This is a genomic window from Atribacter laminatus (assembly GCF_015775515.1).
Classification (GTDB): Bacteria; Atribacterota; Atribacteria; order Atribacterales; family Atribacteraceae; genus Atribacter; species Atribacter laminatus.
On the sequence record NZ_CP065383.1, the window covers coordinates 471,150 to 494,683 of the forward strand.

Here is a 23,534-nt window from a genome sequence, read left to right on the forward strand (position 1 = left end):
TTAAAAACCAATGATTATAGCTCTATTTTCTTTAACTGAGTTAAAATTTCCGCGAGTTTGGTCCATTCCAGTTCAGTCAAATCTTCTGGTCTTTTGGTGATTGGAATTCCAGCATTATTGATAACTTCGGGATCAATAATCCTTCGCAACCGACTGGAAATTCTCTTTCTTTTCTGTTGGAAAAAATATTGAGTTAAGTTTGCCACTCTATTGATCGTCGCAATGTCTGGTGGATAAGGTCCGGGCAAGCATTTCAGAACCAATGAATCTACCCGGGGCATAGGTCGAAAGCTGCCCCGGGATACTTCAAATCGTTGCTGAACTCGATAACGCATTTGAAAAATAACTGATAAAGGAACTCGTTTTTTCTCACCAGGTTGAGCCATAATTTTTTGGCCAAATTCTTTTTGGACCAATAAAACCAATCTTGCCCAAAGTATGGGTATTTGTAGGATTTTATACAAAATTGCTGATGAAATACTATAAGGAATATTCGCAACAACTTTGAAAGAGTATTTAGAAAACGGGGCTAAAATCTGAAGAAGATCAGTTTTTAAAAAATTCTGATTAAAAAAGTGGATATTTGAATGAGAAGGCAATCTGTGTAGCGTTTTTTGGTAAAGAATAGGGTCAATTTCAAAAGTCAAAACTTTACCACCGTACTGGGCTAAATGCTCGGTGAGATTCCCCATTCCTGTACCGATCTCAACCACACAATCACTTCGGTTGAGATCGGAGAACTCAATTATTTTCTCCAACACACCAGTATTCACTAAAAAATTTTGACTCAATTTTAACGCTTCTTGCATTCTTTTAGGTCTTTGTCAGAATCTACCCTTTCACCGTTGCTGAGTTCCCTTCAAGAGTCGAGAGGTGATCAGGGAAGAAATAATCACATCTATCAACCGGTACAGTTCTCTCTTTTTGCTCTCCCAATAAGCACCTATAAATGCCTACTTTTTTCTTTTCAGGATCACAGTACCGACAAACCTGACAAAGACCCTCGGGATTGTACAATGTACATCCCCCCTTCAATTTTTTATTTTTTAAAAAAATAGCCTCCTTTAAATATTGCCAGTTCAGGTCAGCTGAATGACCACTCTACTTTTCCAATTTCAACATTCACCTTTTTTAAAGAAAAACCAAATTGTTTCTCAACAATTGAATAGGCTTTGTTTTGTACATCGCTGGCAACTTTCCAAAAAATGCAGTTCGGATCAAGAGTTAAGGTAATGTTGGCTTCTATGCTCCGATGTTGGACATCAATCTTATCATTGGTTTGAAATAATTGTCCGTTTTCTGAAAACTTTATCAAATGGAGAAGGCTTTCAAAAGAATCCATTACACCAGGTATTTGAACAATTTCTCGGGCAATAACTTCACTGAGAGTGCTGGCGCTTACCCGGATCTGTCCATCAGTATTCTCAACCGCAATGGTCATTTCCTGCCTCCTGGTGGAAAATTATAACAACTAAAAAACACTATGATCCCTAAAGACTTTTTACTTATCCTGACCCAAGTATTTTTGAAGGTCTTCAGGTTTCAAGGTTTCTAAAAATTTACGGAAGTCCTCAATTTCTTTATCATCAATATCACCCATAGCTACCGTGGTTGAATTCATAATTTCTTCGGAAATAAAAATTGGCGCACCAGTCTTTAACGCTAGTGCGATACCATCGCTGGGACGAGAATCCACAGTAACTTCTTGTTCATTCAATTTAAGATATAACAAAGCATAAAAAGTGTTGTCGACAATATTGGTGATAACCACCTTATCCAATTTGGTATCAAGTTTTTGAAGAATGGATGAGATGAGATCATGGGTAAGCGGTCGTGGAGTATCTACTTCCTGAAGACCAAGTAAAATTGCTTGTGCTTCAAACAAACCTATCCAGATAGGAAGGCTTCTTTTTTCTTCCTCATCTATAAGAACCACGACAGCCATGGAATTTTTTTGATCAAACATGAGCCCTTGAACTTTCATTTTAAGCATAAGCAACATCCTTGTTTCAAATATCTCCTATTTCATTATAACTCATTTCAGCTTTTTCCGTTCCCCTTTCTAAAAAAGTTTGTATTCATCGTTTGGTTTTCATGGTTTTGTTTTTTCTCAACGTTTAACTTATTCTTTATGTTGTATTTATTCCCCCATTGAGTGGGGATTTAAGGGGGGGGTGCCTTTATTTTTTGTTTTAATCACTTTTCACGTATTCCGGTATCTTCAGGATAGACCCTCATGTTGCTTTGCAGTACCAGATGATGATGAAAATACTTACCCAAGAATCGTTTCCCCCTTTAGCAAAGGGGGTTAGGGGGATTTGAATTTTTTCCTGCTCCGTCATTGCGAGGAGCGTCCTATGCGACGTGGCAATCTCATTTAGCCATTCTTTGATTCTGAGGAGGGCGGCATTTTTTACCGGACATTATAAGAATCTAACTTATTTCAATTACATAATTCCACAAATAATAAAAGATGACTCATGAGATTGCCACAACCTCAAAAAAAGAGGTCTCGCAATGACGACTAGAATTTCCTTCACCCTTGATTCAACTTTTCTCCAAAAATGTCCTTTATATTTTGGAAGATCTGATCCTGCAACCTATCCAGTGAAATGCCCAACAATTCGGATAGAAATTTCGCAGTTTCAACTAAATAAGCGGGCTCATTTCGCTTCCCTCTTTTCTTTTGCGGAGCAAGATAGGGCGAATCAGTTTCCAAAAGAAGCCGATCGAGAGGAATTCTTGGTATGAACCCTCTTAAACGACGAGCATTGGGAAAGGTCATAACACCTCCCAGAGAAAAATAAAAGTCCATTGCTAAGGCTTTGAGAAAAGCTTCTTCATCCCCTGAAAAGCAATGCCAAATGAGTGGAATGCTTCTCGCCGAATTTTGGCAAATTTCAATCAGATCTTTATCTGAAGACCGAGAATGAAGAACCAAAGGGAGCCGATTTTGTTCAGCTAATTCGATATGAATTTGAAGCGCTTTTTTTTGGTTGAGAATATATTGAGAATCCCAATAATAATCTAATCCAGTTTCACCAATCGCCACAACTTTTGGATGAGAAATTAACTTTTCCAGCTCAGTAAAATCAGGAAGGGATTCTTTGATTTCCTGGGGATGTATGCCTATTGCTACAAAAACTGAAGAGTAATCACGGGCTATCTGAAGCGATTCATGGCACGAAGAAAAAGAAGAGGAAGCATTGATAATGCATTTTACATCAACCTCTTCTGCTCTTCGTATAACTTCGCTTCGATCGGGATCAAACTCCCGCCCATCCAAATGGGCATGGGTATCAACCCAAAAACTCATCTCACCTTGCTACCTGGTGGCATATCTCGATTAAGAGTTAAAAAACTCACGGTCCCCTGCCCGTCATCAGCAGCCAATAACATGCCTTGGGATTTGATTCCACGAATGTTAGCCGGTTTTAAATTGGCCAAAACGATGATCTTTTTCCCAACCATTTCTTCCGGAGAATAATAGGGAGCAAGGCCCGCCACCAAAGTTCTTTCCTCATCACCTAAATTCACTTGAAGAACCAGGAGTTTATTAGTACCTTCTAATCGTTCAACTGCTAAAATTTCTCCCACTCGTAGATCAATCTTTTGGAAGTCCTCTAAGTTTATTTCTGGGAGAGGCATATAGATTCCTCCTTCTTTCTTGGTTTAATTCTCATTTAATAATATCCAATACAAAATTTGTGATGAGTAATGAATGGACGATAATCGATAAAAATATCATCATTCAATTTCACTGATATCACGTATTTGAATAGCTCATAAGATTCTTGGGAAGAGTGGAACTGGCTTTTCCAGCTCAAAAAGATTTGGACTCTGATTCCAAATAACTTTATGGCTTAAAGTCAATGACGGAAGAGGAGTTTTAAACCCTAATTGACTCCATAACTGGATAGCTGTTGAAGGCATAAATGGGTAGGTCATCAGAGCCAATATCCGACAACTATCCAACAACAAATACATGACCTGATTTAGTTCTTTTCTTCGATCCTGGTCTTTATTCAAAACCCAAGGTGCTTTTTTCTCGATATAGCGGTTACAATAATGGACCAATTTCCATATGCTCTCCAAAGCCTGAGCAAAAGCAAATTTGTCCATATAATACGTCAGGTTTTCCAGCACTTCTTTCATAAGCCTTTCCCATTCTGACTCAGTTGAACCATCGGGTTTAGGAACTTTTCCGTCAAAGTATTTCCAGGCCATATTCAAGGTTCGATGAACAAGATTCCCAAAATTATCGGATAAATCCGAGTTGGTGCGTTCCACCAAACCTTTTTCGGAAAAATCACCGTCGAGACCAAAGCTCACTTCTCTCATAATAAAATAACGGAAGCGGTCAAGACCGTATTTTTCAATCATAAGTTGAGGGTCAACTACATTCCCTCGAGATTTAGACATCTTTTCACCATCCACAGTCCACCAGCCATGGGCAAATATTCTTTTTGGCAAAGATAACCCTGCTGCCAATAACATCCCTGGCCAGAGCACCGAATGAAAACGAAGTATATCCTTCCCTACCAAATGATGAACTGACGGCCAAAAAAGCTCAAATTTTCCGGAATTCTTACCATAGTCAACAACGGTTAAGTAATTAATAAGAGCATCAAACCAAACATATAGGGAATGTTTTTCATCCCCTGGAACGGGAATTCCCCAATTCAAACCAAGCCGGGAAATGCTCTGGTCTTTCAAACCACTCTTAATAAAACTAACGATCTCATTGTAACGGGATTCAGGCATTACAAAGTCAGGATGTGACTCAAAATAATCTAATAATGGTTTCTCGTAACGTGATAGAGCGAAAAAGTAACTCTCTTCGCGAACCTTTTCAAGAGGACGTCCACAATCGGGACAAACCAGACGGTCATCCAACTGATTTTCTGGCCAAAAGGTTTCACAGGGAACGCAATACCATCCTTCATATTCTCCCTTGTAAACATCTCCTTTTTTTTGAAGAGCGATAAATAATTCTTTTACCGTCTCTAAATGTCTCGATTCAGTGGTCCGAATAAAATCATCATTGGAAATTTCCATTTTTTTCCACAGCTCTTGAAAGCGGAGGATAACTCGATCAACTAAAGCTTGGGGTGTGGTATTTTGCGCGGCCGCAGCTTTTTCGATTTTTTGCCCGTGTTCATCGGTTCCAGTAACAAAAAAAACTTTTTCACCCAACAACCGATAATACCGAGCTAAAATATCAGCGGCACAGGTTGTATAAGCATGACCAATGTGAGGTACATCATTGACGTAATAGATCGGTGTTGTTATATAAAAACTGTTCGAGTTCATTTTTATCCTCCGAATTGAACTTATTCTTGCTTGCAAAGAGAGTAGCTATGCCAACCACTATACCATTTGAACTGAAACGATTGCCCGGTTTTTCAACCAAAAGACAATTTTACTTATCCTTTATTCTAAGAAGTCCGTTGTTTTTACCGGACAACGTGAGACTCTCATCCACTCCGTTTGTACTCCACCCCTCCAAGGAGGGGAATTATTCAATTCATTCCCCCATTGAGGGGGGATTCAGGGGGGGGGTGTGCCCTTCTCATTTTTTTTATCACTGTTTACCCATTACTATATTTTCAGGATAGACCACCATGCTGCTTCGCAGCACCAGATGAGGATGAAAATACCTATCTAAAACCGTCATTGCGAGGAGCGTCTTGTGCGACGTGGCAATCTCATCAACCCGCTCCGTCATTGCGAGGAGCGCAGCGACGTGGCAATCTCATCGTTTTTTTCCTTCTCCCTTGATGGGAGAAGGCGAGGATGAGGGTGAAATTTTACTATTCACGCCTCGCTTCTCACGCTATTATCAGGATAAAGATTTTGAATGCAGTATATCCAAACTTCACTGGTTTTTCAACTTATTCTCGATTAGAATAAATAGGCTCATATTCATCAAGATATATATTTAATTAGGCTTTTTACGTAATATAGCGAGGTTGCTCATGAAAGTGGGTCATCAAACTGATTTTACCAGCGGAAATATCCCTAAACAATTAATTTCCTTCTCAATCCCTATGCTCTTAGGAAATATCTTGCAAACCTTTTACACCACTGTTGATAGCATATGGGTTGGTCGTTTTCTTGGTCCAGAGGCATTGGGTGCGGTCTCGGTAAGCCATCCGGTGGCTTTTGTCATGATTGCTTTCGTACTTGGTTTAGGTATGGCAGTCAATATCATGGTTGCCCAATATTTGGGAGCAAAAAAACACCTTGAACTGAAAAATACCATTGGAACTTCGTTGACGCTTTTCACTGCCATTGGTGTTATTCTGACCGTTTTTGGCCTCTTATTCCACCAAGGCATATTAGAGGCTATCCAAACCCCGGACACTATCTTGCCCCTGGCTTCATCCTATCTCTATGTATATTTTTGGGGATTAATTTTTATATTTCTTTACAATACCATTGGAGGAATTTTAAGAGGTTTAGGCGATTCAAAGACCCCTCTCCTTCTTCTGGTCTATTCAACCATCATCAATATCATACTCGATCCATTCTTTATCATTGGAATTCCGCCTTTTCCTAAAATGGGAGTTGCCGGTGCATCCTTGGCAACTGTTATCGCTCAAGCATTCTCCGGACTTCTCGGTATTTTTTATATTTATCGAATGAACCTTTTCCATTTTACTCGGGATTTCCTTTCCCCAAAAATTGAGCTCATAAAGGTAATGCTTAAAATCGGCTTGCCTGCTGGAGCTCAACAAACTTTTGTCTCTCTTGGCTTCTTGGTCTTAACCGCTTTTGTAAATGGCTTTGGAGATAAAGTAGTTGCTGCTTACGGAGCGGCGACCAGAACTGATAATTTCTCCTTTCTTCCGGCAATGACTTTCAGTTTGGCTATCTCATCAATGGCTGGTCAAAATTTGGGAGCAAGAGATTTTACCCGAGCCAAAGAAGTGGCACGCTGGGGAGCTATTATTTCAGTTCTTTTTGCAATACCTGTTTCAATAATTGTATACTTCTTTGCTGATACATTATTAAAAATTTTCACCACTGATTCTGAGGTTATTCGAATCGGTGTCTCCTACCTGCGAATAGTCGCTTTTACTTACATCCCCTTTTCAGCAATGTTTGCTTATAATGGTTTTCTCCGGGGAGCCGGGGATACCATGCAAACCATGATCAACACCCTTCTCTCACTCTGGGTTATTCGAATCCCTATAGCAAAAATTCTTTCTATGAACCATTTATTAGGAATCAATGGGGTCTGGATTGGTTTTGCCATTGGTCCTTTAGCTGGATTTTTACTGGCTTATGGATATTTTCGAACTGGAAAATGGAAAAATAAAATTATCGTTAATTCCTTCTATGGAAGTGAAAAATCTTGAAGATTTAATCCAATTCAGATTCTTTAAAAACTCGGGGTTCCTTAACCCCCAACAAGAGAACAAAAGCAATGAGGTTAATGATCAACGAAACCCAAAATACCCTTTGATATCCATAAAAATCAGCTATTTTCCCACCAATGATCGGGGTGAAAAAAGAAGGAAAAGTTGAAATAAAATAACCCAAACCAATATACATGCTCTTTAGTTCTTTACTGCCAAAATCAATAATAATGGCAATACCTCCCACCCATATAGCACTCCAGTAAATACCAAAAAGAGCAAAAGCTAAATAGAAACTCGCAGAGCTTTTCACGGTAATCGCCACTAAATTGCTGGCTAGTAAAGAGATACCCCCTAAAAGCAAGACGAATTTATGACCTTTTCGGTCACCCAGTGGTCCCCAAATAAAATTACTCAAAGCCTGAGAAGCTAAAAAAACTGCGTTATACCTGGCAATTATAGCCCCGGTAGCCTGAAGGTTTTCCAAGGCATGGACGGTATAAAAGGATCCACCCATGACTCCCATGGCTAAAAAAATCCTCCCCACAGAAAAACCTCTAAAATTTCGATCCTTTTTAAGGATGTTAAAAAGAGACTTTAAATAGTTCGATGGAGCTTTAAGCAATTTTTCTTTTTCTTCCCGAGTGAGAGCTAAAAATAAATAAGATATCAACATGGCACCAATAGTAAGTAAAAAACAATACCCAAAATTTTTAGCGAACGGATATTGAACAATAAATTTTTCCGCCAAACGGGAGCCCCAAATTCCCATCAAAGCTCCAACCCCATTCCCAACTGCAAAATAGGCTCCTTTTCGTAAAGGATCGATCACCTTGCCGACCATTTCCATCCAAACTGGAGTAATGATGCCCATGGCACAAAAAGAAACAGCTAAAAATAGAAAAAAAAGTGTGAGCGAGAAACTGGTATTGATGCCAACTAAAAAAAAGGCAATCAGGGCAATTCCTAAATAGGGAAGTCTTTCCAGTAGGGTAAATTTTAAAATAAAGGTCAGCTTTCGATCGATTCGAGAAGAATACAAACCATTAAAGAGTGAAGGAATCGAAAGTCCTAAATAATAAAGAGCAGGTATTAAGCCGATTTCGACATTGGTTGCACCAAGATTCCTGGCAAACAAAGGAAGTAATGTAGTTATGGATGCCACCGCTGTGCCTAAACTAAAGAATGCATAATCGAGAGAACCGACGACAAAATTAAAAGAGTAATCCTTCTTTGTAAGCAATCACGTTCGCCTGCTTCCATTATTTTTTAAATATTTGGTTAAAAACAATAAAATACGGGCACAATAAATTTTAATCCCCCCACCTTTAGTCAAGCAGGAGAAGTTCGATTTATTAAGCCCGCTTTTTAGTCATAAAAATATGAAAAATAAAATTCTTTTGCCTAATTTACACGTCTCTATCCTATAAGCACACGGGCATGATAAATCAAGCCCCTACAAAAGAATATAAAATTTAGTGGCGACAATTTATTACACCCGATTAATGTAGCGACATGCCATGGCATGTCGAATCTTAGGCTTTCTACCCCTCATCCTCGCATTTTCCCATTTTCCTTTCTTTCCTCTCCCCTGGTGGGAGAGGTCTTTTCCTTTTTCTTTCCTCTCCCCTGGTGGGAGAGGATTAAGGTGAGGGGGATGCTTGGAATTTTAATCGAGTTTAATTTTAATAATAACAATCCTGGTTCTCACACAAGATTTTCACCCTCATCCTGACCTTCTCCCATCAAGGGAGAAGGAATCATAATGATGCGTCATCCTGAGCGGTGCTTTCCCGCGTGAGGATCTCATCTTTCAATTCTTTTTTTATTATTCCTTCTCCCTTTATCTGAAGGGAGAAGGAATCTAAATCCGTCATTGCGAGGAGCGCAGCGACGTGGCAATCTCATGATTTATATCTTTATTCTTTTTTCTTTCCCTTTAGCTAAAGTGAGATGGTTCGGGATTCGATTCGTTACCAATAATTCAAATCCCCCTTCCCCCCTTTTCTAAAGGGGGAAACTGGTTCTTAATATATATTTTCATCCTCATCTGGTGCTGCAAGGCAACATGAGGACCTATCCACCATTTACTAATTATTGTTTTAATATCTTCGATAATTTCTCTTATTCTGCGTTTTCATACCAAATCTTTTTTTAATCTTTAAATCGACTTCATCTTCAATCTCGATATATTGGGTGAACATATTATCTCTTCCCAGTTCATAGCCACCTATCAAATCGTTCAGTTTTAATAATTCACCAATGGTCATTTTTTCTTTTTTTACCCAAAAAGCCAAAGAATTTTCCTCCACTCAATAAATAAAACCAAAATAATTATTTATTGTTATTTTCAATCTTTTTGAAAACGGTCATCCTAAGAATCACTATAACTGACTACCATTGATTTTCTGAACGATCAAGAAGCCATTTGGTATAAGAACGAGTATCAATTTCTTTGAGAAAGCGTGAAGGCTTCCGTATAAAAGAGGTTTGAGCCCGATTTCCTTCAGCTACGATTGGATAGCAAAGAAAAAGATAATCCTTGGCACGGGTACAGGCTACATAAAATAACCTTCGTTCTTCTTCGATATCCTCTTCTTTTTCAATGCTCCTCCCCGAAGGGAAACCTCCCTCACAAAGCCAAATAACAAACACTACCGGCCACTCCAAACCCTTTGCTTGGTGGACTGACGATAGAGTAATCTTTTCGTCAGGAAGTCCACCATCAACAATATTTTCTGCTTCCATATTACCTAACAGTGCCAGTTCACTTAAAAAATCATCCAGAGACTTATATTGGGATGCAAAATGAGCCAATTCTTCCATATCTTGGAGCCGTTCCCGGTAATCAGGATAATGGGTGGTTAAATATTCACTGTAACTCCCCTGGATAATTTTTTGGATCATGGTTCCTGGTTGGAAATCTATTTCTTCTAACTGGGAAAGCAATTCTATCAAAGTTAATAACCCTTCCCGGGCTCCGCGAGAAATATTTTCAGGAAGCTCTCTTTTTTGGACCAAACCTAAGGGATCGACTGACTCTCTAAAAAACTCCCATATTTTTTCGCTGGTCGCTTTTCCGATCCCGGGATATATTTTTAAAACCCGTTTCCAGGCAATTTCATCTCGGGGATTGGCTATCACTTTTAAATAAGCAACAATATCCTTAATATGTGCCTGCTCAAAAAACCGTAAACCAGAGCGTACTTCAAAAGGAATTCCTCGCCGAGTGAGTTCCATCTGGAGTTCCATGCTCTGATAATGAGCTCGGTATAAAACCGCTATATCACGAAGCGAATAACCATTGTCACGAATGGTTAGAATTTGAGTGGCAACAAATTCACTTTGTTGTGAAGTGTTCCTTGCCGGGACAACAACAGGCTTTTCGCCAGACTGTCTCACCGCCTTCAAAGTTTTTTGATATTGTCGCGTATTATTTATAATCACTTGATTGGCCAAATCGAGAATGGGTGGGACGCTCCGATAGTTGGTCTCTAACTTAAAGAGGACACAATCGGGATACTTCTTGGGAAAATCCATGATATTGGCAAAATTAGCTCCTCGAAAGGAGTAAATACTCTGCGAGTCATCTCCGACTGCCAAGATATTCCGATACTCACTGGCAAAGAAATCGACAATTTCAGCTTGAATAAGGTTGGTATCTTGGTATTCATCTACCAGTACGTGATGAAACATTTGAGCATATTTTCGTCGGGTCGCTTCATCTTGTTGAAAAAGCTCCCAAACATAACTCAATAAATCATCAAAATCCATGCAGTTCAATTCTCTTTTTCGATTCTGGTAAAGAGCAAAAATATGGCTTATATTGCCTGCCCATTCTCTAAATTGGGGATAGTTCTTATCAATGATGTCCTCTATCGATACCAAGGTATTTCTACAGAGGTTGATGACCTGCATAACGACGTCAGCCTTAGGAAAACGGCGAGCTTTGATATCAACTCCGGATTGAAGAATACAGGTTTCAATCAAATCTTTTTGGTCTTCTCGGTCCAAAATGGTGTAATTAAAGTCAAAGCCAACTTTTTTCGCTTCCCGTCTGAGAATCAAATTTCCGATATGATGGAAAGTCCCTCCCCACATTCGGTTCAATGAAAGACCCAATAAGCACTCTACCCGATGGAGCATTTCTCGAGCAGCTTTATTGGTAAATGTAGCGAGTAAAATATTCTCGGGATTGACACCCTGCTCAATAAGACGGGCAACCCGATAGGTAATGGTCCGGGTTTTTCCACTCCCCGCCCCCGCAATAACCAGCAAAGGACCCTCACCAGCAAACACGACCTTTTGCTGTTCTTCATTTAACTCTGTCTCGTAGTCAATTTGGAAATATTTTGATTTATGAGTGGAAGATTGATTCACTGATTCGAGTTGATGCGAAGAAAAATCCATAGAAAAAACATTCCTCAGCTTTCTTATTTATTTCCGTTCGATAAACTCATCAACGGGCTTGATAAATCAAACCCCTACTAAAGAATTAAAAAATGTAGGGGCGGCAATTTATTGCGCCCGTTCTTTATTTACTGTAGCGACATGCCATGGCATGTCGAATCTTGGGTTTTCACCCTCATCCTGACCTTCTCCCATTTCTCTTGCTTTCCTCTCCACCGGTGGGAGAGGATTAAGGTGAGGGGGGCTCTTGTACTTTCCTCAATCTTTGTCTCAAAGCACCAATCTTGGATCTACATCCTAAGTTTTCACCCTCATCCTGACCTTCTCCGGTATGATCCGGACACATAGGTAACAGAAAGTTCCTGACACATAGGTAACACTTTGTATACTACTGGCATAAGGAGGAATGCCTTATGCCATGGACGGAGGTACACAAAGTGGATCTCAGACAAGAATTGATTTATCGTTATCTCAACAAGGAAAAGGTGACAGATTTGTGTCGAGAATATGGAATCTCTCGAAAAACCGCCTATAAGTTTATTCATCGTTTTCAAGCCTTTGGTTTGGATGGACTTAAAGATCAATCCCGACGTCCTCATCACCTGGCGGGTCAAACTGATGCCCTGACCGAGCAAATGATTCTGGATACCAAATTCAAGCATCCCAGTTGGGGAGCTAAAAAGCTCAAGCCCGCCTTGGAAAGACAGTATCCCGATATTGTCTTTCCAGCAATCAGTACCATCAGTGCCATCTTATCTCGCCATGGACTGGTGAGATCACACCCTCGTCGATTGAGAAGAAGTGTGCCAACCAGTCAACTTCGAACCAGCCATGAACCCAATGAGATCTGGTGTGTCGACTTTAAAGGACAATTTCGAACCCAAGATCGGAAATACTGTTATCCTTTAACCATCACCGATCACTATAGCCGGTATCTCCTTGCCTGTGAAGCTCTTTCCTCTCCCAGCATTCAAGAATCCCTTCCGGTCTTCAAAGAGTGCTTTTCCACATATGGTCTTCCCCAGGTGATCCGCAGTGATAACGGGAGTCCCTTTGCTTCTCTTCACTCTCCCTTTGGACTCACTCAACTCTCGGTGTGGTTAGTGAAACTCGGCATCATCTTAGAGCGCATTGATCCGGGACATCCAGAACAAAATAGCCGTCATGAACGGATGCACCGCACCTTAAAAGAAGAGGCCTGTCAAAAACCAGCCACCAATCTTTTCACCCAACAAGACCGCTTTGAAACCTTTAAAACCATCTATAACACCGTACGACCCCATGAAGCAATCAACCAAGAAACCCCAGCTTCCTGGTACCACAAAAGTGACCGGCCCTATCCAAAAACCTTAAGTGATTGTGAATATCCTCATCATACGCTCACTCGTAAAGTCGATTCCTCAGGACGGATTTCTCTTTATGGCAACCGTCTGATCAGAATCAGTAAAGTCTTTGCTGGTGAACTTCTCGGATTCAAAGACTATACTCATTCCTGGTTAGTTAGTTTCTCTACCTATGATATTGGTATAATTGATAAAAAGACCCTTACTTTTGAATCAACGGAGATTCAAGATGATTAAAAAGTGTTACCTATGTCCTTAGACTAAAGTGTAACCTATGTCCCCGTTCGTACACTCCCATCAAGGGAGAAGGAATTATAATGATGCGTCATCCTGAGCCCTCGCTTTTTGAGGGCGTGAGAATCTCATCCACTTACTCCGTCATTGCGAGGAGCGTCCTTTGCGACGTGGCAATCTCTTACACCACTCCGTCATTGCGAGGAGCGTCCTTTGCGACGTGGCAATCTCATTTAGAAGTATTTTTTATGAAATAATTAAAGGATGAGATTCTCACGTCGTCCAACCAAAGAACGGTTGAATTCCTCGCATAACAGTCTATCATCTTTATTTATAGATTGAATTTCCCTTAAGTTCTCGATTGAACCGCATCCATCAAAACAGCAGTAACCAAAAAAACAAAAAGGACAAAAGGACTTTGCCCAAAGAAAGTATCACTTTCCCCCAATCTTTTCAACACTTCACAAAAAGCAACCACCAGCAGCGAACTTCCCAGCAAAGAACTCAAGGCTCTGAGAAGGCCTTTCCAGTTTATGCATAGTATTCCTATAATAATGGAAATAACCAAAACCCCTAAAAAGCTAAAATAACGCATAAAACGAATTATCTCAACCCACTCCGATAGCCAGATTAATGCATAAAACACATTGATGGCGACAATAAATCCGGAAAAAAATCTTCCGATATAATCACCCTTTCTCGAGGAGATTGCAAGAAATGAAACAAATAGAGCAAGAACAATGACTATCCAAAAAATGATTGACTTGGGATTAAAAAACCAGTGGTCAACTGCACTCCTGCTCCATCGAACCGGATTCGTGCTAAAAGCCAACAATTGTCCTCCCATGAGAAAGAACAAAAAAGTGGAAATAACATAAAATAGTTTCTTGAGTTTCTGAAAAAAGAAACCAATTAATATCCCTAAAAAAAGAAGAGAAAAGAAGAAAATATACCAACCTAATTGATTGTTCAAACTTTTCAACCAGATTTCAAGAAACACTCAACAGCCCCCAGTCTTAAAGATTTATCAACGAGAAGTAAGAAACCATTTTTTGTTTATATCCAAAAATCCATTATAGATCCTCGTACTGATTTACACACCAGATAAGGCTGAAAATACCTATCTCACTCCGTCATTGCGAGGAGCGTCCTATGCGACGTGGCAATCTCATCCACCCTCCCCGTCATTCTGAGGAGCGAATTTTGCGACGTGAGAATCTCACTCTTTAATTTTTTTTTCTTTATTTTTCTCTCCCCCTCGCCCCATCGCCCTCTCTGCACTGCATTTCTTGGCCCGATCTTCATATAACGTAGCGACATGCCATGGCATGTCGAATCCTGGTTTTCACCTTCATCCTCACCCTCTCCCATTTCTCTTACTTTGGACTTCCCCCGATAAAGCGGAGGCACTAAGAAGCAACAAGACAAGCTCTCCTTTCAAACTGTTCTGGACTCAAATATCCTAAAGATGAATGGAGACGGACACGATTATAGAAATGTTCAATGTATTCAAAGAGACTGCTATGGGCTTCCTGTCGAGTCTGGTATCGTTCATGATACACCAATTCCATTTTTAAGGTTTTAAAGAACGATTCAGCACAAGCATTATCATAGCAGTTTCCTTTCCGACTCATACTGGGCAGGAAACCATGTTTAGTCAGAATATTTTGAAATTCGAAACTCACATACTGTCTCCCTCGATCAGAGTGAAGAATTAGACCAGGACCAGCTTTTCGATTCTGCATGGCTCTCTGTAAAGCCATGCACACTAAATCATGAGAAAGACTGTGGCTGGTTGCCCACCCAACCACTTTCCGAGAAAACAGATCCAGGATGGTGGCTAAATACAACCACCCTTCCTGGGTGGGGATATAGGTAATATCAGACACCCAAACCTGGTTTGAACACTCGACGAGAAAGTTTTGATTGAGACGATTATCAGCAACTGGATGCTGATGATTCGAATCAGTGGTGACCCGATAGCGACGATGGGTTGTAGCTCGTATCTCATGGTGTTTCATGAGGCGAGCAACTCGGTTCTTACTACAGGACCACCCTTTTTCTTTTCTAAGCCACTGGGTAATTCGAGGGCTTCCATAGCGTTTCCGGTGAGCATGGAAAGTCACTCGGATATCAACCAATAGTTGCTCATTGTCGATCTCTCGTTTAGATCTTTTTCTTTTTCGAAACGCATAGTACCCGCTCACTGAAACATTCAAAACGTTGCACATCCTCTCCACCGAAAACGGCGAGCGGTGCTGATGGATAAATTGGAAAATCATCTTGGTGTCTTTGAGAAGATGGCAAGTGCTTTTTTTAGGATATCTCGTTCTTCAGTCACTCGTTCTAGGTCACGTTTTAACTGTCGGAATTGTTCATCTTCTGGTTTTAAGTGACCGGTTCCAGGAAAAGCATTGACCGGATCTTCTTCAAAGGCTTTCTTCCATTTATAGATGGTATTTTTTCCTAATCCAAAATCTCGAGCAACGTGGGCAATAGGTCTTTTTTGTTCATTGACTAAGCGAAGGATTTCTAATTTAAATTCTTTGTCATACTTTCGCCGTTGTTCTTTTTCTTGATTCATGATTCATTGACACCCCCGATTTATTATATTCTCTTCTCCAAGACTCTACAAAATCGGGGAAAGACCACTTTCCTCTCCCCTCGTGGGAGAGGATTAAGGTGAGGGGGCTCTTGTGCTTTCCTCAATCTTTATCTCAAAGCACCAAGCTTGAATCTTCATCTTAAGTTATCACCTTCATCCTCACCCTCTCCCATTTCTCTTGCTTTCCTCTCCCCTCGTGGGAGAGGTTTTTTCCTTTTTCTTTCCTCTCCCCTGGTGGGAGAGGATTAAGGTGAGGGGGCCCTTGTGCTTTCCTCAATCTTTGTCTTAGAGCATCAAGCTTGGATCTACATCCTAAGTTTTCACCCTCATCCTGACCTTCTCCCATCAAGGGAGAAGGAATATAAATCCGTCATTGCGAGGAGCGTCCTATGCGACGTGGCAATCTCTTACATTCTCCCCGTCGCAAAGTGGCACCCCTCTTAAGAGAGGAATTATTCAATTTATTCCCCCATTGAGGGGGGATTCAGGGGGGTGTGCCTTTTTCTTTTTTTTAATCACTTTTCATTCTTTTCCGTATTCTCAGGATAGACCTACATGCCACTTTCATGGCACCACATGAGGATGAAAATACCTATCTAAATCCGTCATTGCGAGGAGCGTCCTTTGCGACGTGGCAATCTCATCCACCCTCCCCGTCATTCTGAGGAGCGAATTTTGCGACGTGAGAATCTCATCCTTTTTAATCTTTTCCAAAATTAAAATATAAAAGATGAGATCCTCACGCGGGAAAGCACCAATCCGGATGACGTCATTTTTAATCATTACTATATTTTCAGGAAAGATTCTAATTAATTAGATGTATCTCTTTGAGAAAGGAGTATTTTTGCTGCTTGCACTGCAACCCGAGACATTCTTTCCTCGACTTCCTGAAGTGTTTTCAGATCAACATCCTCCTTCTGATTCCGATTCACGATTACCCCACAGATAGCACCTGCTTTTAATCCAAATACTCGTACAAGGGTATAAAGAGTGGCAATTTCCATTTCATAATTTAAAATTCCTAATTTCTTCCATTCCTGAAAACTCCCTTGCAATGAACGAATAACATAATGGGTAAAGGTATCATACCGTTCTTGACCGGGATAAAAGGTTGCCGAAGTACACGTAATGCCAGAATGATAATTATATCCCAATTGTTTTGCCGCCTGGTTGAGAGCGGTAACAACAGAAAAATCTGCACAGGCAGGGAAGGACATTGGAGCATAATGTTCCGAAGTACCATCCATCCTCACTGCTCCCTCACTGATGATTAAGTCCCCTACCCGGATAAAATCCTGAATTGCTCCAGAAGTTCCCACTCGAATAAAAGTTTGAATTCCCAGCCGCGCTAACTCTTCAATAGCAATAGCCAGTGAAGGACCTCCAATACCAGAAGATACCACTAATATTCTATCCTTCCCATCATCAGCGATAACACTTCGGTATTCACGATGGAAAGCGATTTCTTGGTAAGAACCAAATTCTTGGGCAATGGTTACGACCCTCTCTGGTGCTCCAGGGATAAGTGCAATCGTAGCTCCCCGAAGGTCGTCTTCTGCCATTGAGAGATGATAAGCATAATACTTCATTCGCTGCCTCCCCTTACCAAAAAAATTCACCCGATTCCATCATATCCTAACACAAAACGAAAGGAGACAGTAGATATTCAAAATAATCTACTAAAAGAAAACCCACGGGCATGATAAATCAAGCCCCTACCAAAGGATATTTTTATGTAGGGGCGACAATTTATTGCACCCGGTCTTTATTTAACGTAGCGACATGCCATGGCATGTCGAATCATGGGTTTTCATTCCTTTCTAGTACTACTAAGTGGCATGAGGATTTATCCTATCCTAAAAATATCATAAAATAAATTCCCCCATTGAGGGGGGTTAGGGGGGTGTGCATTTAATCGGTCATCCTGAGCCCTGGCTTTTTGAGGGCGTGAGGATCTCATCCTTTAATTTTTTTTAATTCATAATCTTTAAGGAAGAAATCTTTAGGTTTATAGAAAAAGAAACACCAGATTGTCGCTCTTATCACCAATTGCTGTTTCTTTTATCCGGCTCACGCCTCACTTCTCACGAATCACTGATTCTACTAAATGAGATTGCCACGTCATCTAATCAAAAAACGATTAGATTCCTCGCAATGACAGTATTAGATAGTTATTTTACCTTCTGGCAATAACACAAATCCAGCATTTGTGACGTTCCTATTAACCAGATTTTACAGAGCAGTCAAGTCTGAGTACAATAATAATCAATCAGAAGAAATTTTATATTTGGCGGTGATCGAGATGAAAGCATCCTCGTGTTCGGTTACTATCAACAATCAGCAAAAACTAAATATCACCCCGGGCATGACTATTCTCGAAATCGCCCGCAATTCTTTTCCTGACACTTACCAAAACTTTATGGCAGCTCGCTTGAATGGAGAAATAGTTGACCTCAACACCAAAGTTGATAAATCCAGTGAAATATGCTTCTTGGATTTCTTCCAACCCGAGGGACATCGCACCTATATTCGTAGTTTGCTCTTTATGCTCAGTTATAGTATTCACATCCTCTATCCTAAAGCCCAGCTTCATGTCCTTCATTCGATGAGTGATGGTTTATTTTGTGAAATATCAGGAGTTGGAAATTTAACGACCGAACACTTAGATAATATCAATCAAAAAATGCAAGAATTAGCTCAATCCAATATCTCATTTGAAAGAGAAATAGTCGATTGGGATAAAGCTATCAGTATTTTTGATCATCAAAATCGAGAAGACCTTAATCGACTTTTCCGCTATTGGCGAATAACAGCAATAACTCTTTACCGTCTGGATAAATATTATGATTATTTTTATGGACCTCTTTGCCCTTCAACCGGTTATATAAATAACTTTGGATTTGTTATGGTTCCACCCGGCTTTTTTCTTCAATATCCTCGGGTAACCGATCCCGAGCGACTTCCCACCTATGTTTTTCATCCCAAATTATTTACCACTTTCCAGGAAGCCGGTCAGTGGGCAAAAATCATGGAGATAAAAAATGTGGGAGATTTGAACCAATCTATCGCTCATGGTGAAGGTCGAGAAATTGTCTCGATGACCGAGGCTTTTCATGAGAAAAAAATCGCCCAAATCGCCGACCTCATCACTCAAAGAAGAGGGAGCTTGAAGATAGTCTTTATCGCTGGTCCCTCCTCCTCGGGAAAAACTACTTTTGCCCGGCGTTTGTACATCCAATTAAGAGTGAATGGCTGGAAACCGGAGACCATTTCTCTTGATGATTACTTTATCTCCAGAAAAGATGTAAAAACCTGGGACAATCAATACTATGAGCGCCCGGAAGCTCTTGACCTCGAGCTTTTTGAACAACAAATTGAAGAACTCATCGATGGAAAGGAAGTTGAAATTCCTCGATACAACTTTATCACCGGAAGCCGGGAACCAATGGGAGCCAAAATGCAGTTGGGTCATGATGGGATTATCATCATTGAAGGACTACATGCCCTCAATCCCTTGCTTAGTAAAAACATACCCGAGGAAAGACAATTCAAGATTTACGCCAGTGCCATCACCCAGCTCAATATTGACAATCACAACCGAATGTCAACCACCGATTGTCGGCTTATTCGCCGCCTGGTGAGAGACAGCCAATTTCGAGGGAGTACTACTGAAGAAGTCTTTAAAACCTGGCTGCACGTCCGTGCCGGAGAAGAAAAATACATCTTTCCTTTTCAAGAAGATGCCGATATTTTTTTCAATTCATCCCTGATTTATGAATTAAGTATTTTACGCCAATATGCCGAACCGCTTCTCCGGGCAATCACTCCTGAAAATGAAACTTACTTAGAGGCGTATCGACTTTACGCCTTTTTAAGCCACTTCATCCCGCTTCAATCTTCTTTTGTACCATCCAATTCAATCTTGCGAGAATTCATCGGAGCCTAAGAGTGTCATTACAAGAAGTGCAACTATATGTCAATATCAATGCCAAAAAACGTGAAGAGTGAGCCGTGAACCGTGAACCGTAAAAATTTCACCCTCATTCTTACTCTCTCCAATTTTTTGTTTTTTTCGCCTCCTCGGCACTTCTTTCATCCGTTTAATGTAGCGACATGCCATGGCATGTCGAATCATGGGTTTTCACCCTCATCCTCGCCTTCTCCCATTTTCCTTTCTTTCCTCTCCCCTGGTGGGAGAGGTCTTTTCCTTTTTCTTTCCTCTCCCCTGGTGGGAGAGGATTAAGGTGAGGGGGCTCTTCTACTTTCCTCAATCTTTGTCTTAGAGCATCAAGCTTGGATCTACATCCTAAGTTTTCACCCTCATCCTGACCTTCTCCCATCAAGGGAGAAGGAATCATAATGATGTGTCATCCTGAGCGGTGCTTTCCCGCGTGAGGATCTCATCTTTCAATTCTTTTTTTATTATTCCTTCTCCCTTTATCTGAAGGGAGAAGGAATCTAAATCCGTCATTGCGAGGAACGAAGTGACGTGGCAATCTCATCCACCTGCTCCGTCATTGCGAGGAACGAAGTGACGTGGCAATCTCATGATTTATATCTTTATTCTTTTTTCTTTCCCTTTAGCTAAAGTGAGATGGTTCGGGATTCGATTCGTTACCAATAATTCAAATCCCCCTTCCCCCCTTTTCTAAAGGGGGTAATTGATTCCAAAACTAGTGTTTTCATTGTTTCCTGGCATTGTAAAAGTAGCATAAATCCCATTTCATAAATCTATCGACGGGCATGATAAATCAAGCCTTTACAAAAGAATTAAATAATGTAGGGGCGACAATTTCTTGTGTCCGGTCTTTATTTAATGTAGCGACATGCCATGGCATGTCGAATCATGGGCTTTCACCCTCATCCTGACCTTCTCCCATCAAGGGAGAAGGAATCATAATGATGTGTCATCCTGAGCGGTGCTTTCCCGCATGAGGATGACCGATTAAAGGCACACCCCCCTTTATCCCCCCTCAATGGGGGAATTTATAAGATGGTATTTTCAGGATAGAAAAAGGTCGATTCATTGATTCCGTTTGATTTTTATTTAATGCTGGCTTATTTTCCACATACACAGAATCTATTTAACTCACTACTCCTTCATCACCGCTTTCTCCGCTTCTTCAATTAACAGCAAAGCTGAATGAAGTAAATGGTCGCCATCGGTCCCAATATAAACTTTCTTCTCTTGAAGGGATTTAACCTTTGAGCTGATCTCTTGAATCACCGAACTTTCCACTGCCGGTGCTTCCGAAACACAAACTTTTTTCTCTTTTTTCACCAGCTCAATCGAATCACCTAACTGAGGAACCACAACCGCTCTACCCCGTTTTTCAAGAATACGTCCAAAAGTTTCAGCGATTTCTTCTTCACCGTGGGTAACAACGAAGGTGGGATTCGATTGGAAATAATCCGACCATTTCAGCAGATCATCCTGGTCAGCATGGGCTGAAAATCCATTAATCGTATTAATTTTAGCCTTTACGCTAATTTCCTCACCAAATAGCTTGACCTTTTTTATACCATCAACTAACAGTCGGCCTAAAGTTCCTTGTGCCTGATAGCCAACAAAAATTAAATCGGTATTAGGCTTCCACAAGCCGTGCTTGAGGTGATGAATTATTCTTCCTCCAGTGCACATTCCACTACCAGCAATTACAATGGCTTTTTCGATCTGGTTGATTGCTCTCGATTCATCGGGTGAACTGACATAACTCATTCCAGGAAGAACAAAAGGATCATGGCCTTGAAAAATTTGTTTTTGGATCTCTCCTGCCATTAATCCCAAATATTTTTGATAAATTTCAGTCGCTTTGCTTCCCATCGGACTATCGAAAAAAATCGGGAAATCGAACTTCATTTTATTTTTTAGCAGAGAAAGCTCATAAATTAACCTCTGGGCACGGTCAACAACAAAAGAAGGAATGAGAACCTTCCCCCCAGATTTAAGAGCTTCTCGAATGGCATTTTCAAACTCTTCCCGAGTTTCTTCCAGAGTTTTATGCCGGCGATTTCCGTAGGTTGATTCTAAAATGACATAATCCGCTTCATCTATAATTGGAGGCGATCCCTCCATTACGTTATAGAAGGGTCCTAAGTCTCCGGAAAATACCAGTTTAACACCATCAACCCAAACCTCAATGGTTGCTGCACCAATAATATGTGCCGCATTTCTGAAAACTGATTCAACAGTGTCAACCGGTACAATTTCGTCATATCCAACCGGTTCAAAAAGGTTTAAAGCTCCCAAAACATCTTCTTCGGTATATAATGGTTCTATTGAAGGTTTTCCGGCACGAAGATTTTTTCGATTGGTCCGGTTGGTTTCTTCCAACATGATTTTATACATATCGAGCCAGAGAACTTCGCACAACTCAATGGTGGGAGCTGTGGCAAATATCTTTCCTCGGAATCCATCTTTATAGAGAAATGGAATCCGACCCGAGTGATCAAGATGAGCATGGGTTAATAAAACAAAATCAATGTTCCCGGGATCAAAGGGAAAAGAAGCAGCATTTCTCTCTTCACCGCTTCCCTGCACCATTCCACAGTCAACTAAAAAACGCTTATTCCGTCCTTCTATGAGATAACAGGAACCGGTTACTTCTCGAGCTGCTCCTAAAAATGTAATTCTCATTTTTACCTCCCCGGCTATCCTTTTAATATTTCCATTGATCTCTCCACCAGTGGTAATATGTTACGATCAATAGATTCATCGTTATTTTCAAACTGGATATCGCTGTATAAAAACCAGTTCTCGATATGTTCATGCATTTCCCCTGGATTTATCAATTTAAGCGGGCTAAGAGTTTCCACTTCGCAGATGTCCGGGTTGGTATAAAGCTCGGTAGATGAACCGTAATCAGGGTATAGGGCTCCTTCTTGATAGTTGGTAATTTTAATAAATAAAAACCCATTGACTCCATAAGCTACCCAACCCTTTTTATTTCCAAATCCGGCTTTGGTCGGTTCCTTCGTATCCGTTCTTTGCTGGAGTGTTACATAACGCTGACCCCATCGCCAACGGGGATCACTCATATTGGTATATCCCCATAATGCCATCGGTCGAATTGGAGTTAATAAATCGGTATGAGGAAAAAATTGCTCTTGGGGTACAATTGCCATGCCCCCAACGTTCATAACCGATAATGACCAAACGGCAAATTCAACCGGCCAGAGATTTTGATTAAAAAGCTGATGAGTCACCTTGACTCGATTTTCATTCTCCGATAACTGTAAAATTAACTTTTTTTGAATTCCAGAGGTATTTTCAGTCTCAGTGGTTAAAACTAAAATATTTTTATCCCCGGCAACCGCGACCGGTTGATTATCAGGAAAATAAGTTCGTGGTATGGCTTCTGGTGCGTGCCAAAGACGATGTCCCCCATAAATCCTCCATTCCTCTCCACCAATCTTGCCTAATTGATCAGAAAATTCTTTAAATAAATTTTGTTTTCCAATGAAACCGGTTCGAATGACACGAGGACCGACTTCTTGGGTTATAACTAATTCAATTTCACCATTTTGCATTCGGATACACTTTTCCCAACCACCATAACTCATAACTTCCATTGATCC

General features: G+C 40.6%; 18 protein-coding genes. 3 read left to right on the forward strand and 15 right to left on the reverse strand.

The features are described from left to right. Positions 1–14: 14 nt before the first annotated feature. The 7 genes from rsmA to metG (RT761_RS02370) all read right to left on the reverse strand — a co-directional run bounded on the left by rsmA (position 15) and on the right by metG (RT761_RS02370) (position 5,313). Complete coding sequence (gene rsmA / locus RT761_RS02340; RefSeq protein ID WP_218112483.1) at positions 15–791, reverse strand: 16S rRNA (adenine(1518)-N(6)/adenine(1519)-N(6))-dimethyltransferase RsmA; 777 nt, start codon at positions 789–791, stop codon at positions 15–17. Positions 792–831: 40 nt separating this feature from the next. After that, positions 832–1,017: a hypothetical protein gene (locus RT761_RS02345; RefSeq protein ID WP_218112484.1), complete on the reverse strand. Its 186-nt coding sequence runs from the start codon at positions 1,015–1,017 to the stop codon at positions 832–834. Positions 1,018–1,084: 67 nt separating this feature from the next. Further along, positions 1,085–1,441 (reverse strand): hypothetical protein, encoded by a 357-nt coding sequence (locus RT761_RS02350; protein ID WP_218112485.1) that lies wholly within the window; start codon positions 1,439–1,441, stop codon positions 1,085–1,087. A gap of 60 nt (positions 1,442–1,501) precedes the next feature. After that, complete coding sequence (locus RT761_RS02355) at positions 1,502–1,993, reverse strand: bifunctional nuclease family protein (RefSeq protein ID WP_218112486.1); 492 nt, start codon at positions 1,991–1,993, stop codon at positions 1,502–1,504. Positions 1,994–2,536: 543 nt separating this feature from the next. After that, positions 2,537–3,316, reverse strand: a complete 780-nt coding sequence (locus RT761_RS02360) for a TatD family hydrolase (RefSeq protein ID WP_218112487.1) — start codon at positions 3,314–3,316, stop codon at positions 2,537–2,539. Next, the gene (gene metG / locus RT761_RS02365; protein WP_218112488.1) at positions 3,313–3,648 is read right to left on the reverse strand and encodes a methionine--tRNA ligase subunit beta; all 336 of its coding nucleotides are present in this window, start codon (positions 3,646–3,648) and stop codon (positions 3,313–3,315) included. Before metG (RT761_RS02365) ends, RT761_RS02360 begins: the two co-directional genes overlap by 4 nt. A gap of 135 nt (positions 3,649–3,783) precedes the next feature. After that, complete coding sequence (metG, locus tag RT761_RS02370) at positions 3,784–5,313, reverse strand: methionine--tRNA ligase (RefSeq protein ID WP_218112489.1); 1,530 nt, start codon at positions 5,311–5,313, stop codon at positions 3,784–3,786. Positions 5,314–5,978: 665 nt separating this feature from the next. Between metG (RT761_RS02370) and RT761_RS02375 the strand changes: the two genes are divergently transcribed. Beyond that, entirely contained in the window at positions 5,979–7,364 is a 1,386-nt protein-coding gene (locus RT761_RS02375) for an MATE family efflux transporter (protein WP_218112490.1), read from the forward strand. Positions 7,365–7,368: 4 nt separating this feature from the next. Here the strand turns inward: RT761_RS02375 and RT761_RS02380 are convergent, their stop codons facing one another. The 3 genes from RT761_RS02380 to RT761_RS02390 all read right to left on the reverse strand — a co-directional run bounded on the left by RT761_RS02380 (position 7,369) and on the right by RT761_RS02390 (position 11,774). Next, positions 7,369–8,607 (reverse strand): MFS transporter, encoded by a 1,239-nt coding sequence (locus tag RT761_RS02380; RefSeq protein WP_218112491.1) that lies wholly within the window; start codon positions 8,605–8,607, stop codon positions 7,369–7,371. Positions 8,608–9,466: 859 nt separating this feature from the next. Further along, the gene (locus tag RT761_RS02385) at positions 9,467–9,661 is read right to left on the reverse strand and encodes a hypothetical protein (RefSeq protein WP_218112492.1); all 195 of its coding nucleotides are present in this window, start codon (positions 9,659–9,661) and stop codon (positions 9,467–9,469) included. A gap of 97 nt (positions 9,662–9,758) precedes the next feature. Then, positions 9,759–11,774 carry an ATP-dependent helicase gene (locus tag RT761_RS02390; protein WP_218112493.1) on the reverse strand — a complete coding sequence of 672 codons (2,016 nt, stop codon included), beginning with the start codon at positions 11,772–11,774 and terminating at the stop codon, positions 9,759–9,761. 413 nt (positions 11,775–12,187) lie between these two features. On the opposite strand from RT761_RS02390, the gene RT761_RS02395 reads away from it, so the two are divergent. Continuing rightward, the gene (locus RT761_RS02395) at positions 12,188–13,354 is read left to right on the forward strand and encodes an IS481 family transposase (RefSeq protein WP_218110800.1); all 1,167 of its coding nucleotides are present in this window, start codon (positions 12,188–12,190) and stop codon (positions 13,352–13,354) included. Positions 13,355–13,700: 346 nt separating this feature from the next. Here the strand turns inward: RT761_RS02395 and RT761_RS02400 are convergent, their stop codons facing one another. From RT761_RS02400 to udp, 3 genes are all read right to left on the reverse strand, one after another. Next, entirely contained in the window at positions 13,701–14,351 is a 651-nt protein-coding gene (locus RT761_RS02400) for a hypothetical protein (RefSeq protein WP_218112494.1), read from the reverse strand. 409 nt (positions 14,352–14,760) lie between these two features. Continuing rightward, positions 14,761–15,935, reverse strand: a protein-coding gene (locus RT761_RS02405) for an IS3 family transposase (protein ID WP_218112495.1) whose coding sequence is annotated in 2 segments (ribosomal slippage) — positions 14,761–15,656 and positions 15,656–15,935 — 1,176 coding nt in all. Because the reading frame shifts where the segments join, the coding sequence is not laid out codon by codon here. 830 nt (positions 15,936–16,765) lie between these two features. Then, positions 16,766–17,545, reverse strand: coding sequence for a uridine phosphorylase (gene udp / locus RT761_RS02410; protein WP_218112496.1), 780 nt, complete (start codon positions 17,543–17,545; stop codon positions 16,766–16,768). A gap of 713 nt (positions 17,546–18,258) precedes the next feature. On the opposite strand from udp, the gene RT761_RS02415 reads away from it, so the two are divergent. After that, entirely contained in the window at positions 18,259–19,902 is a 1,644-nt protein-coding gene (locus RT761_RS02415; RefSeq protein ID WP_218112497.1) for a nucleoside kinase, read from the forward strand. Between the two features lie 1,146 nt (positions 19,903–21,048). On the opposite strand, the gene RT761_RS02420 is transcribed toward RT761_RS02415, so the two are convergent. Both RT761_RS02420 and RT761_RS02425 read right to left on the reverse strand, forming a co-directional pair. Continuing rightward, positions 21,049–22,593, reverse strand: a complete 1,545-nt coding sequence (locus RT761_RS02420) for an MBL fold metallo-hydrolase (protein WP_218112498.1) — start codon at positions 22,591–22,593, stop codon at positions 21,049–21,051. A gap of 14 nt (positions 22,594–22,607) precedes the next feature. After that, positions 22,608–23,528 (reverse strand): hypothetical protein, encoded by a 921-nt coding sequence (locus RT761_RS02425; protein ID WP_218112499.1) that lies wholly within the window; start codon positions 23,526–23,528, stop codon positions 22,608–22,610. Positions 23,529–23,534 lie beyond the last annotated feature (6 nt).

What these genes read in the sequence shown, in the direction of transcription:
- RT761_RS02390 (WP_218112493.1), bottom strand. Translation starts at nt 11,774, where the DNA reads ATGGATTTTTCTTCGCATCAACTCGAATCAGTGAATCAATCTTCCACT.
- metG (WP_218112489.1), bottom strand. Translation starts at nt 5,313, where the DNA reads ATGAACTCGAACAGTTTTTATATAACAACACCGATCTATTACGTCAAT.
- RT761_RS02360 (WP_218112487.1), bottom strand. Translation starts at nt 3,316, where the DNA reads ATGAGTTTTTGGGTTGATACCCATGCCCATTTGGATGGGCGGGAGTTT.
- RT761_RS02415 (WP_218112497.1), top strand. Translation starts at nt 18,259, where the DNA reads ATGAAAGCATCCTCGTGTTCGGTTACTATCAACAATCAGCAAAAACTA.
- RT761_RS02355 (WP_218112486.1), bottom strand. Translation starts at nt 1,993, where the DNA reads ATGCTTAAAATGAAAGTTCAAGGGCTCATGTTTGATCAAAAAAATTCC.
- RT761_RS02350 (WP_218112485.1), bottom strand. Translation starts at nt 1,441, where the DNA reads ATGACCATTGCGGTTGAGAATACTGATGGACAGATCCGGGTAAGCGCC.
- RT761_RS02375 (WP_218112490.1), top strand. Translation starts at nt 5,979, where the DNA reads ATGAAAGTGGGTCATCAAACTGATTTTACCAGCGGAAATATCCCTAAA.
- RT761_RS02420 (WP_218112498.1), bottom strand. Translation starts at nt 22,593, where the DNA reads ATGAGAATTACATTTTTAGGAGCAGCTCGAGAAGTAACCGGTTCCTGT.
- udp (WP_218112496.1), bottom strand. Translation starts at nt 17,545, where the DNA reads ATGAAGTATTATGCTTATCATCTCTCAATGGCAGAAGACGACCTTCGG.
- RT761_RS02425 (WP_218112499.1), bottom strand. Translation starts at nt 23,528, where the DNA reads ATGGAAGTTATGAGTTATGGTGGTTGGGAAAAGTGTATCCGAATGCAA.
- metG (WP_218112488.1), bottom strand. Translation starts at nt 3,648, where the DNA reads ATGCCTCTCCCAGAAATAAACTTAGAGGACTTCCAAAAGATTGATCTA.
- RT761_RS02395 (WP_218110800.1), top strand. Translation starts at nt 12,188, where the DNA reads ATGCCATGGACGGAGGTACACAAAGTGGATCTCAGACAAGAATTGATT.